Consider the following 14,900-nt stretch of genomic DNA (forward strand, 5'->3'; position numbering starts at 1 on the left):
AAACCGTAAACTTGCCAAGTCGATTAGTGATGCTTCTTGGTATCAATTCACTGAATGGTTGAATTATTTTGCCAAGATTTATCGGATTGTTTGTATTGCTGTTCCTCCCCATTTTACTAGCCAAGATTGTTCAGTTTGTGGGACGAGAGTTCAAAAAACATTAAGCACTAGAACTCATCAATGCCTCAATTGTAAAACAGTCTTAGATAGAGATCATAATGCAGCAATCAACATTCTTAAAAAAGGGTTGCAATATTTGGGAAATTATCTCAACGGTACTGTTGGGCAAACAGAAACCGACCTAAACGCCTTGGGAGAGTCCGACCTCTGGGTTTTCAGTGGAGACATTGAGAATCTAAGTTGTCTCGTTGAACAAGGAATTTCTAACAGCGATGTGGAAAGAATCCCCCGTCAAGCTACGCTGTGACGGTGGGAGTATGTCAATGTAATCTCATGGCGATAGATAGTAACTTTAGGCAAATTAAATTTTTTAACTTTTCTGTTTTCTTATTGCCCAAATTAGCCAGATTGTTGTAAGCTTATGACCCAACTACAACCCGATATATTCGTCAACAATCGTCCCGATACCGATGGAGACGAGGAAGAAGACTACTTCGATTATTTTTATGATGAACCGGGTAGTGAACCAGGGACATTAATTATCGAACCGGATGCCAAACCCTCGCGGATTATTTTAATTGACTACGATGAAGATAACGCCGTTCGCAAGGTGGATATTACCCCCAATGCTTGCGCCCCCTATATTGGCACAAATACCGTGTCTTGGATGGATATTCAAGGGTTAGGGAGTGAGACGGTTTTAAAACAGGTGGGAGACATTTTTAATCTGCATCCTTTGTTATTAGAAGATGTGGTTAATGTGCCGCAGCGACCCAAGTTAGAGGACTATAACAATCAATTGTTAGTGATTTCTCAGATGGTGCGACTGAAGGAAGATGAAAGCGGTTTTGATACGGAACAGGTGAGTTTTGTCTTGGGAAAACGCTATCTTTTAAGTTTTCAAGAGGAGGAATTACAGGACTGTTTTGAGATAGTGAGAGATCGAATTCGCACTTCCCAGGGACGAGTACGGAAATCGGGGGCGGATTATTTAACCTATTTATTATTAGATACGATTATCGATGGTTATTTTCCCGTGGTAGAACACTACGAAGATCGGATTGAAGCGTTGGAAGATGCGATTATTAGTAATCCCGATCGAGATACAATGCAGGAAATCTATGATGTCCGTCGGGAATTATTGGCACTGCGTCGCTTAATTTGGCCGATGCGAAATGTCCTACATCTGCTCATGCGGGACCATCATGGTATAGTCAGTGATGAAGTACAAATTTATTTTCGGGATTCCTACGACCACGTCATTCAAATTCTGGAAATTATCGAAGCTTATCGAGAATTAGCGGCGAGTTTGATGGATGTTTATATGTCCACTATGGGCAATAAATTAAACGAAATTATGAAGTTTTTAACGGTAATTTCGACGATTTTTATTCCCTTAACTTTTATCGTTGGTGTCTATGGCATGAACTTCGAGAATATGCCAGAATTAAAAGGAGAATGGAGTTATTTCATGGTCTGGTTAGTCATGTTAGCCGTAGCGGGAGGCTTGATTTTCTACTTCTGGCGCAAAGGTTGGTTTAAACCAATTTATTCCCTTAAAGAGGAAGCAAAAAGTTAGTTAACGAAGGCAGGAGACAGGAGACTCCGAGACAGGAGACTCCGAGACAGGAGACTCCGAGACTATTTTATTTATTCTCCCATCTCCCCACCTCCCCAATTCATAATTCATAATTCATAATTCATAATTTCCACTCCCCCAACACCCCATCTCCCCACACCCCACACCCCACACCCTGCCCCGACGACAAACTTTTTCAGCCAACCCTAATTATTCCACCACAAATGCGAGGATTTGGCCTTGGTAACTGCCGAAGCGAATCTGTAAACCGGACTCTAGGGGAACTTCTTGGTTATGTACCTGTTTCCAGTGGCCATCTTGGTAGATAAAAGTACCAAAACGGGAGAAATCTTCGAGAAAGTATTGATAGTCTGAATCATCGGGTTTTTTACGGCAAATTATCCGACAATGGTTTTTACTAACCCATTTTTCAGTAATCTGTAGATCATTTTCCATGTCCCGTCCTATATTCATGCCACCACCACGGATTGACCATTTTCTTTCGGGACGATCGAGATAGTATAAGAAAGCGGCGGGCATGGTTCTGGAGATATTGGGCATAACCGTCGGTGATTGAGTCTCATCAAGGGTTTGCAGCAATTGCCCGTCGAATTCCGGGTGCATATAGAGGATCGGCAAAGTCCAAGCGGGTTGATTGTACTTGTAGAGGGTTAATAACTGCTGCCTGGCGATGCGAACGGCCTGATCAATAGGGACTCTCGGACCGGGAAACAAGTTGGACATCTGCGCTTCTTTGTCTTTGAACCCGAAGAGGGTGCGGGTAAAAACTTCGATAAAACTCAAGGCCTCTCGATCAGCGATCGCATCTCGCATGGCCAAAACTGCGGGAACGCCGTGGTGAATCAAGACTTCCGCCAGACTGCTGCGGGGGATCATCTCCTGACCTGATTTAGCGGGATAAGCACCCCAACAGGCATTAAAAACGGTTAAAATGACCTGATTTCTCACCAAAGCTTGGGCTAACTCCGTCCCATTTAGCTGTTCCCCCGGCCGCAGAAATAGGGAACCGCCATTGGGGGCGGCCATTCCGTGACCGGCGTAGAAAAAAGCTTGATATTTACCCGTATCCAAGGCCCTGGTCAGTTCTTCGGCCTCCGGTCGAATTAAGGTATCGACTTTGACTTTCACTCCCAAATTCTCAGGGAGGGAACTACTGCCCCCAGGGGAGATAACCCGGATGAGATTGGCGGCCTCGGATTCCAGTGCCTGGTCGGAATTAGTTTCTCCACCCGTATTAATGGCGGTGAGGTTGAGGGAACTAGCGGCGGTTTTAATCTGTTTTTCGCCGATAACTAAGAGAATACTGAGACTATTACTCGGTTTGATCGGTGGCAGTGGGTCCACATCGCTGGTGGTGCGGCTAAAGAGTATATTCGGATGCAGAGATATGGCCTGTTTACCTGCTTGCTGCATAATTTCCCAGGGCAGCAGAATTAAATGGGGATTGCGACATTCCAAGCGAATTCGCAGGGGCTGATTTTTGCCGAGGGCGATTCCCTGACTTTGGGCGAAACTTTGACCAATTGATGCTTGAAATAACCATTGCCAGAGACTAATACCTAGTTTCTGCATTAATTGACCGCCATAACTGCCGCCTTCTCCCGAAAGAGTCAGTTTAGGTCGAGAATTTGCTTCTAATTGCTCTAACATCGGCAAGGTCGGCATTTTTTGCAGACAGAACATTTCCTGCCATGCCATCCATTCCGTGGTTAGACTCTCGGTCCATTCACAGTCATGATGCACATATCCCCCCGGTAGGGGTGCTTTCGTCACCCAACGGGCGAAATGATTACTTGTCGCTAAACTAGAGATCGCTAAATTTAGACTAGGGATGGCATCATCGGTCATTGTGGCTATCTAAATGGAGCAAGAGGACTCCCGTTAAATTTCTCCTTCATCAAAAATATACCAGAAATTAACGTAACGATGAATTGCCACCAGAATCAAGCCTTAACGCGACAGCGTTAAGGCTTGATTCTCAAGGTATGTATGAACTTGACACATTTAAGCGGTAAGCCTTATAGTAAAAAATAGTACAGATGGGGTCAGGCTGATGTTAAATGTTTTAAAAGTAAGAATATACCCAAACAAAGAACAAGAACTGGCCCTAGCTAAAAACTTTGGTTGCGTTCGTTTTGTTTGGAATTACTACTTAAATAAAACTAACAATCAGTACCTAGAGACGGGTAAAGGAATGACCTACTGTGACATGGCAAAAGACCTTACCCAACTCAAGAAACAACCAGATTTTGAATGATTAGCTGAGGCTACTGCCGCTACCTTGCAGCAATCATTGAAAAACTTAGAATCTGCTTTTAAGAACTTCTTCTCAAAAAGAACAAAATTCCCTAAGTTTAAAAGTAAGCATAAAAAACAATCAATCCGTTATCCTGAAAGTTGTTCAATTAGAAATAAGGGAATTAAACTACCTAAATTAGGGGTGGTAAAAGCTAATATTTCTCAAGTGATAAATGGCCAGATTAAGTCGGTAACTGTTTCTAAAACCAGTACAGATAAATATTTTGCTGCAATCTTGTTGGAAATGGATGACTCAACAACCATTGAAAAACTAAAAATATCAGGGATAGACCTAGGTTTATCTTCTTTGGTTACAGTTTTTGATGGTGAAACAACCTACAAGGTTGACCCAATCAAACCTACCAGAAAATATGCTAAACGTTTAAAGCGGAGACAACAAGCATTGTCTCGTAAAGCCAAGGGGTCTAATAATCGCCAAAAAGCCATTAAGGAGGTAGCCAAGGTTCACGAAAAGATAGCAAATACTAGACAGGATTTTCTTCATAAACTCTCCAGAAAGTTATGCGATGAAAACCAAATCGTTGTAGCCGAGAATCTGAATATTAAAGGGTTAGCAAGGACTAAATTAGCCAAATCAATACATGACGCTGGTTTTGGTATGTTGCTTAATTTCTTGGATTACAAGCTAGAAAGAGAGGGAGGAAAACTTGTAGAAGTTGACAGGTTTTATCCGAGTACAAAACTCTGTTCTGGCTGTGGATTTAAAAATGATTTGTTGACTCTCAGTATTCGTGAATGGATTTGTCCAGAATGTAAGACGCAGCACGATAGAGATGAAAACGCCGCCAAGAATTTAAGGGAAGAAGGTATGAGAATACTGTCAACAAATACCGATGGACAGTCGGAATTTCAAGCTTGGGGAGAAACTGTAAGACTCGTTGGTACTTGTACCGAAAAGCGGGTTTCTGTGAATCAAGAATCCCCCGTCACAGCGTCAGCTTGACAGCGGGAGTGTCAACTCTAGACCATGCGAATTTTAGTAGTAGAAGATGATATGCAACTAGCCGAGATTTTGCGAGAGGCATTGAGCGAGCGACAATACGTTGTCGATGTGGCTAGAGACGGAGAAGAAGGCTGGAATTGGCTAGAATTAGGCAAATATGATCTTTTAGTTCTCGATGTCACCCTGCCAAAATTAAGCGGAACTTTGCTCTGTCAACGTCTGCGACGAGCGGAATCCCATCATCCCGTCTTTGCTAATGCCACCGTTCCCGTCCTATTATTAACCGCAAGGGATACGGTAATCGATAAAATCGACGGATTAGACGCGGGGGCCGATGATTATGTCACTAAACCCTTCGATTTGGGCGAATTAATGGCGCGGATTCGGGCCTTGATCCGACGCGGCAGCAGCACCAGCAGTGTTTTATTATCTTGGGGGGGGTTGCAGTTAAATCCCAGTACCCACGAGGCCAGTTATAACAGTCAACTTCTTTCCCTCACCCCCAAGGAATTCGCTCTCTTAGAATTACTTGTTACCCATGGGCGCCGGGTCTTAAGTCGATCGGGTATTATTGAGCGAGTTTGGTCTTTGGACGATTCTCCGGCCGAGGAAACCGTTACTTCCCATATTCGCGGTCTTCGTCACAAGCTAAAATCCCTCGGTGCGCCGGAAGACTTTATTGAAACCGTTCACGGTCTCGGTTATCGTTTAAAGTAATATCTGCCTTGGGACAGTAGACAAAATCATTTCTGCACGAAATCTGCACAAAGTTTGCAGAGGGTTTCCATAATCACCCGTTAAATTAGAAAGTTAGACAGGTGCAGGGCTTCTAGACAATCAGAGCGGTCAAACCTGTGACTCTCCTCTCCTAAAAGGGGCTGCTTGAAATGATTTATACGCGATTTGACTATCACGGCTGGCAGATTGAATTGATCCTAGAAATGCAGGGTTATTCTTTTCAATGTTGGCGAGTGGATGGCAGCGAAGGAATTAGCGATTGCCTAGTTTATGCCACCTCTGAACAAGCTTTAGCGGCTGCCCGACACAGAGCGGATCTAGAGTCTGCTTGTCTTGCCCTACTGCGATTTCTCAATGATATCGGCGGCCGGAATTATTATCTCACCCGCGATGATCGCGATGCTCTCAGCCGGTCAATTTTAGAATATGCCCGTCTGGGTGGTGTTTCCTAATTTCTTCCCCAGAAGTTTTCCGCTCATTGAGAATGATTCTCGCTCCGATTTATTTAATTTCAGGTCACTTTCGGTAATAGAATCGTGACAGTGGTTCCATTACCGGGGATACTAGCAATTTCGATCGAACCGCCGTGTAGTTCCACGCATTTCTGCACTACCACCAAACCCAACCCTGTCCCGGCGATGTGACGGACATTTTTTCCGCGATAGAAAGGTTCAAATAACTGTTTTTGATCTTCCATCGAAATGCCCAAACCCCGATCGCGAATCTGTAATTGAATAGCCTTCTCCAAAAAAGTAATAGAACAGTGGACCTGTCCGTCGGTGGGTGAATATTTAATCGCGTTAGTGAGCAGATTTTCTAGGATCGATCGCAATAACTTTTCATCGACGTAGGCGCTAGTATTAGTTTCCTGACAGACAAAAATTAGCGTGTGTTGACTGCCGGCGCTCAACTGCATTTCCTCCAGTAGATGACGGCCAAATTTCTCCAGATCCAACCATTGGGGATTAAATTCTAACTTACCAGTTTCGGCGCGATTAATAGTGAGAATATCATCGAGTAACTGCACCATATTGCGGACTGACTCTTGAATGCGATGCAGATTCCGTTCCCTTTTTTCGGGATTTTCCCAAGCGCCGGGGGAAGTTTCCAACAACTGGGACGCGGCCAGCACCGTGCTTAAAGGGGTGCGAAATTCGTGGGAAACCATGGAAAAAAAGTTAGTTTTCAGGGCGCTAAGGGCTTTTTCCCGTTCCAGGGCCATCCGCACCTCATCAAGGCGCTTGCGTTCGGTAATATCGCGAGAATTGATAAAAATTTTCGGGGAAGCAGCACCTTCGAGCGCTAGTTCCCCGGTTTCGTTAAAACTTAAGGCCTTCGGCAGGGCCTCAAAAGTGCGCCATTGGCCATCCTGATGACGACGACGGAACTCGATCGAGCGGGTTTCTCCGCTATTGTTGAGAGATTGACTTAACAGGGAACAGACATCGGCCAGATCATCTTTGTGAATATAGGAAAAAAAGTTTTGACCGATTAATTCCGGGGGAGAATAGCCTAAAACCTTCTCGACGGAGGGATTTTCGTAGTAAATCGTGCCGTTAGAACCGATAATTGTGATAATGTCGAGGGCATTCTCGATCAGGGAGCGAAAACGTTCTTCACTCTGTCGCAGTGCTTCCTCTGTTTGTTTGCGTTCGCTAATATCCCGTTGAATAGAAATCCAGTGGGTATATTTTCCCCGTTTATCCGCCACCGGCACAATACTAAACTCCACCCAAAATTCACTGCCATCCTTGCGATAGTTGATCGCCTCCCCGGTGACAGGTTGCAAACGCAAGAAGGCATCTCGCACTCTTTTAACAGCTTCGGGATCGGTTTTTGGTCCCTGAAAAATGCGTGGGGTTTGGCCCAGCACTTCCTCAAGACTATAGCCTGTCATGGTGGTGAAAGCTTGGTTAACGTAGAGAATCCGCGGTCCTGGCGGCTCGATCGGCCCGGCTTCGGTGATAATTACCGCATCATTGGTATTGACTACCACCGACTGTAAAAGACGCACCTGTTCCGCTTGTCGCTTCTGTTCGCTGATATCGGCCACCACTGCCACTAACCCGTCGATTTGACCATCACTATCGGTGAGGGGAGCGGCAGAAAAGACGATCTCGATCGCTTTTCCGTCCTTAGTTTGACGGCCAATTTCCAGACTAGGGGGCGATATTCCCGCTAAAACGCTCTGCCAGAGTTTTTCGTACTCCGGTTCATTTTCCCTAGAAATGACGGGATTGGGGCGATCGATCACTTCTGCTTCCGTCCAACCGAACATTCTTTCGGCCGCCGGATTCCACATTTTCACCCTTTCCTGTAAATCGAGGCTAAAAATTGCCCGGGGAGAGGCGGCGATCAAAGATTGTAGAGTTTGGTTGGTATGACGCAGGGCCACCTCTGTGCGTTGACGTTCGGCGATTTCTTCTCTTAGTGCGTCGTTAGTCCGGGCTAGTTCTTCGGTACGTTGACGCACCCGATCCTCTAATTCGGCGTTTAGTTGTCCCAGTTGTTCGTAGAGTTCCGATTGCTGAATAGCGATCGCCACTTGGGTGGCTAACTGTTTCATCAGGTCGATTTCTAGGGGTTGCCATTGTCGCTGGCTGCGGCAGTGGTGAGCGATCAACAGTCCCCAGAGGTGCGGGGTAGATGAATCCTGTTCGCGGAACTGTTGGATAATGGGAACGACTAATTTAGCTTGGACGCGGAACTGGGCCAGGAATTCTACTAGACAGGGTTCCACATCTTCTCGGTTAACATCAGCGATTGCCCGGATTTTGCCCTGGATATATGCCTGATGATATTCCGGGGGAAAGACTTCGGGGGGGAAAGTTTGCCCCAAAATGGCGGGATATTCCGGCAAAACTGACTCGGTAATGGCGCTACCCGTACCGTCGTCATTGAGACGATAAATTAACACGCGATCGGTGAGTAAAAATTGACGCACATCGGCGACGGTGGTGGTTAAAACTTCCCCTAATTTTAAGGATTGCCGAATATTTTGGGCGATCTGATTGATTAAACGCTCCCGCTCGGTTTGTTGTCGTAAAGTTATCTCCACTTGACGACGACTGGCGATCTGACTCTGCAATAAATAATAAATTCCCAAGACCGCTATCCCGGCCAGACCGAGATAGATAATCTTGGGAGTGATGATCAATAGTACACTTACCACGGAAGTTTTTTTGTCTTGATAACCGCTAATCATAGCGGGGTTGATCGGGAAAACTCAACCAATTATCGCCAATTGACGCTCTAAATCAAACAGGAAACCGTGAATATATTCTTCTGTCCATTCCTGTCCGTAGAGACGGGTAAACATTCCCCTAGCGGGATCTTTAGCGGCACGATAGTTAATGTAGGCTAATTGGGCTTTTTCGATCGCCGTTAATTGTTGGCGATCGCTAATCGCTGCCGATGAAGCTACCAGAGTCAAATAAGCTTGTAGATAGTCCTTAAATGCCCCTAAAACCCGCGTTTGCACGGTTTCCGTCTCCGGGGGTCTTGTCCAGAGAAAGGCGGGGGAAAAAAAGCCCTTCGCTTCTTCGGGAAAGTCGCCTCCCCAGGGCAAATCAGCCTGATAGGAGCGGAAAATCGGCATAATTGGATCGCTGTATTTTTTTTGGTAATTGCGATCGTGGAAAAGTGGCTGCAGATCGATCGCAATCAGATGACCCCCTGGCAAGGTGACTAAATCCGCCCCGAAAAAGGGCAAATCGTACTCTAAACGGGGAAAAATGACAAAATTAAGCACCTGAAGGGAATCACCTCCGCAAACGTGGGCGGCTCGAATTTGCCGCAATTTTGAGGATTGCCAAGCGTAGCTGGTGGTAATGACCGTTTCCTGTCTTTTTCCCTTGCCTGTAACTGTTTCCTTCCGTTCAAAGCCGGCGGGAATGGGATAGGGTTGTAGGGACAAATGTTCTGACAGCAGGGTGAAAGCGGAGTCTAAAAAGGGTTGATAAAGGGACATGAGCAAGCTTTTTTCTAAGCGTGGATGGCGGTGGCAATGGCATCTTCAAAGAGGAATTCGTGCAGGAATTTTTCTGACCATTCCTGACCGAAATAACTGCTAAATAGACCAGAAGCGGGATCCCGTTCGGCACTATATCGATCGTAGTCTTTTTGGGCGGCGATAATCGGTTCTTGAGCGGCTGCGCTGGTTAGGGTTTGGGCTTTTTCTAACAGTTGCCAATACAGTTGGATAAACTCTTGATAAGCGGGGAAAAGTTGTTTAACTACCGTCTCCGCATCGGTTTTGGCGAAGAGCAGATAGGGGGAAAAATACTGATTAGCGTCGTAGTATTTCATCGGCAAATCTTGAGCTAAATCGGGGTATTTATCCCGGATTGATCGCATGGGTTCGATGTATTTGATTAAATAATCTCGGTCGCGAAAAAGAGGTTGAAAATCGAGAACTACCAATATTTTCTTTTTTCCAAACGACAAAAAATCAATGCCCAGCAGGGGTAAATCGTAATTGTAACTAGGGTAAATGACACTATTAAAGATTTGGGCTGTTTCCCCCGCGTTAATGTAGGTGTAACGAATTTTGCGGAATTGGGGACACTGATAGCACCAGCTTTCAATCATAGCCGGATTTTTCCCCCGTTGACTAACTTGAAATTCCAACTCTGGCAGAATCGGACGAGTCTGTAACGGGAAGCGTGCGAATAGTTCTCGCTCTAGGTAGTGGAGGAAGGGCTGAAACATATACTCGTCGGTGCTTGGGGTTTTTGCAAGCATAGGCAACCTACCCGCCTTTTGTCCCGTTTCTGAGAGAGAAGTTAATACTTTGTAATATAGTAGCGGGGCGAGTATTGCCGATCCCGTCGGCTTTGAAAAATTGCGTTAAAATTAACGATCATAGCGATCAATAAAAAAATTTTATGGTTGTAACTGTTAATAATTCCCTGACACTAAGGGAATTTCTGCAATTACCAGAAACTAAACCCCGCAAGGAATTTATTGACGGTCAAATTATTGCCAAACCCATGCCCCAAGGTAAACATAGCACTATTCAAGGTGATTTAGTTCCAGCTATTAACGCCAGTCTAAAACCCCAACGAATTGCCCGTGCTTATCCTCAATTGCGTTGTACTTTTGGCAGTCGTTCTCTAGTTCCTGATGTTTCAGTTTTTCTCTGGGAAAATATTCCCCGCGATGCCAAAAGAAAAGTATTAAATAATTTTGCAATCGCTCCTGACTGGTTAATTGAAATTCTCTCTCCCGATCAAAATCAGACTAAAGTTGTTAAAAATATTCTTTATTGTCTAGATAACGGCACTCAAATGGGTTGGTTAATCGACCCCGAAGAAGAAATTATCTTTGTTTATTTTAGTGATCGAACTATCGCTATCTTTGAATCAGAAAATGCTCTTTTACCCGTCCCCGCTTTTGCGATCGGTTTTCAAATCACCCTCGGTCAATTATTTGACTGGTTAAGAGGCTAACGGATTATCAGTTATCAGTTATCAGTTACCAGTTATCAGCTATGAGTTTTTAGTTTTCAGAAGTGAGTTATCAGTTCACTGATTATACTAAATCCGGTTATTAAATAATGATTATTTATCCCCCCTTTTGCCTTTTGCCTGTCTTGATATGTAGCCTATACTCAACGGATTTAGTATTACTGTTTACTGATCACTGAAAAAAGCTCCCCACTTTCCTATACCTTTTAAACAGGGATTTAGTATTACCTCTTGTTCTTAGTCACTTACTTTTTACCTTTGACTTCCTGCCAAGTGTTACCGACTCCCTGTAAAACCCCGCGAACTACTAAACCAATACCGCGACCGATAACTTGGATAAGAATATAGACTACTCCCTTACCTGCCACCCGAAAAAAAGCGCGTAAACGAGGAGATAAAGAGTCTCTTAATTCTAAGGCGATCGAAACTAACCAGGGTATGCCTGTTAAACTATTTAATTCTTCCTGTCGAGGGGAATAAATGGCTAGAGATTGGATTTCTCCCTCGCTATAGTGAAATAATTGATATTGACTTTCAAAGATATCTTTAGGTTCTTGCCAGTATTGTTGCCGTCGGTATTTCCAAGATAATTCATTGCGGATTTTAGCTAATTTTCTGGCGATGAGAAATTCTGACTGGTAAAGTTTTTGTTTGATTCTTTCCGATTCCGAGAAGTTATTGAGAATAATTACTGTCACTGCATTGGCAATATTATGAATGAGATTTTGCAGGAGAATTTCGGCTCTGGCGATGGTTTCAGGAGCATTAGCTCGGTATCCTACTCCGTCAATAGTTAAACTATTTTCGTACACTAAATAGGAAAATAAGTCAAGAGTAAAAGGAATTTTATTGAGGATTTCTGTGTGAATTGCCTCTCTTTCTTCCAGAATAATTTCGTTAAGTCTGCCTTTACTAATTTCATCATAAACCGAGGCATTAATTTCTAAAAATTTACGCGTAACTTTCTCCCAGATATCGTAAATAATCAGATTTAAGCGACTGGTTAATTCCCCACTGCTAACCTGTAAATATCTCATTTCATCGACATTTTTCCGAATTTCATCGAGAACTAAATACAATAATTCCCGTTGCCGATTATCCTGTAAAACATCAATTTCAAAACTAATCTTTGTTCTATTAATTAAAGGCGATCGAATGACCGCTAAAGTGGACTCAAAAACCGCAGAAACACAGAGGGGACGCTCGCGGCTTAAAATTGGTAATTCTCGATCGATATTGTTAATTATTATCGGGGGTGTCACTGAAGATGAATTGTAATAGCTACCTTCGAGAGGAATTAGTTTTCTGACTAGCCATAGAGCCGCTAAAAGTTCTCGTTTTCTCCCCTGCCAATAAAAGCGATCAAAGCCAGATAAAGACTGTTGATTGAGATGGAGATCAATTAAATGTAATTCACTTTCGATGCGATTTAATCCCGTTTTTCCGGCAGTGATTAACCAATGGCTAGGGGCTAAACTTGGACGGGTAGCAATGGTGAGAGGAGAAGGGGCAACATCTGGGGATTCATCTCGGGAAATTTGCCCTAAAATAATGATAAATTGCTCTAGGTTTGTGCCTTTGGGAATATAACCTGCTATGCCTAATTCTCTGGCGATTAGTTGCTGTCTGGAATCGAGAGGAAAGGTTAATAAAACAATTTTACTTTCGGGATAGCGAGAGTGGAGAATTTCACAGTAAGACCAATCAAAAAGAGGATCAATGAGGATAATTTCGGCGGCCGGATTAAGAGTCAAAGCGAAAATTGTTTCTAAATCCCCTTCGGTGACGATACTAATATTTTCTATCTGCGACAAGGCCTGCACCAGACCCAAGCGGAAAATCGGGTCATTATCGATGATAATTAAGGTGAGAGGGCGATCGATCACAAGAGTTGCAGCCTGTCAACGGATACTATTCACAGGGTCAATTATACAGTTATCTGGCTCATTTGTTTTGTTTATAGCCATAGAAATCGATGCGATAATCGGTAATTTTTACCCCCGTCGATGCCTCGACCTGTTTAATTAATTCCGGGGGAAGTTGGATATGCACATCGATGATTTGTTGACTGTCCAGACAATTGACGTGACTGTGGGAATCGCTGATGTTGCCGTAGAGTCTGCCGTCCCAGCGTTCCACAGATTCGATAATGCCTTGACCCGATAGAGCCTCTAGGTTTTGGTACACTGAGGTATGACCGATGTTCTTTCCTTGCAGATTGAGACGATCATAAATTTCTCGCGCTGATAGGTGTTCCTGCGCTTGCCACAGCAATTCTAAAATATAGCGACGCTGACGACTAACCCGCATTCCTAAAGTTTGACACCTTTCGATCGCATCTTCTAAACACCGGATCGGTTTTTGTTTTACCTCCAAATTGTCCATAGTTGCGTCCGTTGACCTCCGCCCTAATACATAGTCATTACCAGTTTAGCTTAGTCTTTCGATCGATGTCCACATTGCGCCAGTTTTCAGCCCATCTTCAAACTGAGATAAAAAATCAGCAGCGCCAGATTCGAGTAGATTTGCGGGCGAATGAGTGGAAAGAACCACTCCAGACACAGAGGACACAAAGATCGATCGCTACTATATAAGTTAAACTGATCACACAAAGAATAAGAGAACCAACCATTTACTTATCTATATAGATATGATCGTAATATTTCTATAAAAAATCCTCTGGAAAAATATTTTGCTCGATTGTAAGGTAGAGTCGTAAATTAATTTATTTTTAGGGCCATGGCCAGCAAATCGCCAAAATTATTCGAGTCATTGCGGTCATAGACCGCAATGACTGTCACTACTGTTAGCCTCACCCTAGCCGCTGCTTCTAGTGCTAGTGCCGCGACAGTGTTCGGTTTCCAAACTCCCTACGCTCCCATTAATTGGACATTTACCAATAGTAATGCCGACGGGTTCGTCAATACCGGCGGCGCTCCCGCGTCTATTAGCCTGACTGGGGGGAACAATGGTTCTGGCGGTTCTGGAACCACAGACTACACCACCACTGCGGCTGCGGCTGGGACGGTGACGTTTGATTGGAACTATTCGACTGCTGATGGGCCTTTCTGGGATCCCTTCGGATATCTGCTCAACGGCAGCTTCACCCAAGTAACTAATAATGGGGGAGGTGTTGTCCAAAACGGGACATCGACGTTTAACGTCCTAGCTGGCGACAGCTTTGGTTTCCGTATTTTCACTCGCGACAACCTTTTTGGACGGGCTAGTGTGACGATTTCTAACTTTTCTGCCCCGATTCCCGAACCCTCAACTGTGCTGAGTTTGCTGGTACTAGGAGGCTTAGGCGCTGGACTGAAGTACCTTAAGCGGAATTGATGTCCCAAAAAACAGGGGACTAGGAGTTGACCTCTCCTCCTAGTTCCCAACTTGATTAGCTGTTGACTGTCTGCGAGTGCCGGACTTGGGAGCGGGGAGAGTTACACAATTCTGGCTTTAAGTCAATAGCCTTTACAAAACTTCAAAAATTGCAACATAAAAAAATCTCATCACTAGCGGCTTTTTTTGGGCAAGAGAATCGATATAGTCCCCTGATTGCCTTGGTTTTCCGTTGATTTAAGGTTTAATGCTTAAACTAAGCCCACAGCATACCACGATCATACCATATTATTAAATGTAGGCAACCCCGATTTACAGCCAAATTTTGGCAAATTCTGGGAAAATCAAAATCTTGTAACTTACTTGTTACATTTAA

12 protein-coding genes and 1 pseudogene are annotated in these 14,900 nt (G+C 44.2%); 7 read left to right on the plus strand and 6 right to left on the minus strand.

Annotated features, from left to right (window positions below):
• The coding region (locus tag IM456_RS12710) for an RNA-guided endonuclease InsQ/TnpB family protein (RefSeq protein ID WP_287705207.1) at nt 1-427 on the plus strand (427 nt) is incomplete at its 5' end.
• Between the two features lie 114 nt (nt 428-541).
• Entirely contained in the window at nt 542-1,699 is a 1,158-nt protein-coding gene (gene corA / locus IM456_RS12715; RefSeq protein ID WP_149986613.1) for a magnesium/cobalt transporter CorA, read from the plus strand.
• A 210-nt stretch (nt 1,700-1,909) separates the two neighbouring features.
• Here the strand turns inward: corA and IM456_RS12720 are convergent, their stop codons facing one another.
• A complete protein-coding gene (locus IM456_RS12720) occupies nt 1,910-3,568 on the minus strand; it encodes a CHAT domain-containing protein (protein WP_149986612.1) in 1,659 nt (552 codons plus the stop codon).
• 205 nt (nt 3,569-3,773) lie between these two features.
• Here IM456_RS12720 and IM456_RS12730 point away from each other — a divergent pair.
• The 3 genes and pseudogenes from IM456_RS12730 (at nt 3,774) to IM456_RS12740 (ending at nt 6,172) form a co-directional block, all read left to right on the plus strand.
• Nucleotides 3,774-4,982 (plus strand): annotated as a pseudogene (locus tag IM456_RS12730) (RNA-guided endonuclease InsQ/TnpB family protein).
• A 24-nt stretch (nt 4,983-5,006) separates the two neighbouring features.
• Complete coding sequence (locus tag IM456_RS12735) at nt 5,007-5,699, plus strand: response regulator transcription factor (RefSeq protein WP_149987644.1); 693 nt, start codon at nt 5,007-5,009, stop codon at nt 5,697-5,699.
• 170 nt (nt 5,700-5,869) lie between these two features.
• Nucleotides 5,870-6,172: a hypothetical protein gene (locus IM456_RS12740; protein WP_149987645.1), complete on the plus strand. Its 303-nt coding sequence runs from the start codon at nt 5,870-5,872 to the stop codon at nt 6,170-6,172.
• A gap of 59 nt (nt 6,173-6,231) precedes the next feature.
• Here IM456_RS12740 and IM456_RS12745 read toward each other — a convergent pair whose 3' ends face one another.
• The 3 genes from IM456_RS12745 to IM456_RS12755 are packed head-to-tail and all read right to left on the minus strand — an operon-like array spanning nt 6,232 to nt 10,430.
• A complete protein-coding gene (locus IM456_RS12745; protein WP_287693845.1) occupies nt 6,232-8,925 on the minus strand; it encodes a PAS domain S-box protein in 2,694 nt (897 codons plus the stop codon).
• Between the two features lie 21 nt (nt 8,926-8,946).
• A complete protein-coding gene (locus tag IM456_RS12750) occupies nt 8,947-9,690 on the minus strand; it encodes a phycoerythrobilin:ferredoxin oxidoreductase (RefSeq protein ID WP_149987647.1) in 744 nt (247 codons plus the stop codon).
• Between the two features lie 14 nt (nt 9,691-9,704).
• Nucleotides 9,705-10,430, minus strand: coding sequence for a 15,16-dihydrobiliverdin:ferredoxin oxidoreductase (locus IM456_RS12755; protein WP_149987656.1), 726 nt, complete (start codon nt 10,428-10,430; stop codon nt 9,705-9,707).
• Between the two features lie 176 nt (nt 10,431-10,606).
• Here IM456_RS12755 and IM456_RS12760 point away from each other — a divergent pair, with 176 nt between their 5' ends.
• Nucleotides 10,607-11,170 (plus strand): Uma2 family endonuclease, encoded by a 564-nt coding sequence (locus IM456_RS12760; protein ID WP_287693848.1) that lies wholly within the window; start codon nt 10,607-10,609, stop codon nt 11,168-11,170.
• Between the two features lie 263 nt (nt 11,171-11,433).
• Here IM456_RS12760 and IM456_RS12765 read toward each other — a convergent pair whose 3' ends face one another.
• Together IM456_RS12765 and IM456_RS12770 are read right to left on the minus strand one after the other, a co-directional pair.
• The gene (locus IM456_RS12765; protein WP_149987649.1) at nt 11,434-13,074 is read right to left on the minus strand and encodes a DUF3685 domain-containing protein; all 1,641 of its coding nucleotides are present in this window, start codon (nt 13,072-13,074) and stop codon (nt 11,434-11,436) included.
• Nucleotides 13,075-13,132: 58 nt separating this feature from the next.
• On the minus strand, nt 13,133-13,573 hold the full coding sequence (locus IM456_RS12770) for a Fur family transcriptional regulator (protein ID WP_061432819.1): 441 nt from the start codon (nt 13,571-13,573) through the stop codon (nt 13,133-13,135).
• Between the two features lie 405 nt (nt 13,574-13,978).
• On the opposite strand from IM456_RS12770, the gene IM456_RS12775 reads away from it, so the two are divergent.
• Entirely contained in the window at nt 13,979-14,524 is a 546-nt protein-coding gene (locus IM456_RS12775; protein ID WP_149987650.1) for a PEP-CTERM sorting domain-containing protein, read from the plus strand.
• The last annotated feature ends 376 nt before the right edge of the window (nt 14,525-14,900 follow it).

It is taken from the genome of Microcystis sp. M079S1 (assembly GCF_020246425.1).
In the GTDB taxonomy this organism is placed as follows: Bacteria; Cyanobacteriota; Cyanobacteriia; order Cyanobacteriales; family Microcystaceae; genus Microcystis; species Microcystis aeruginosa.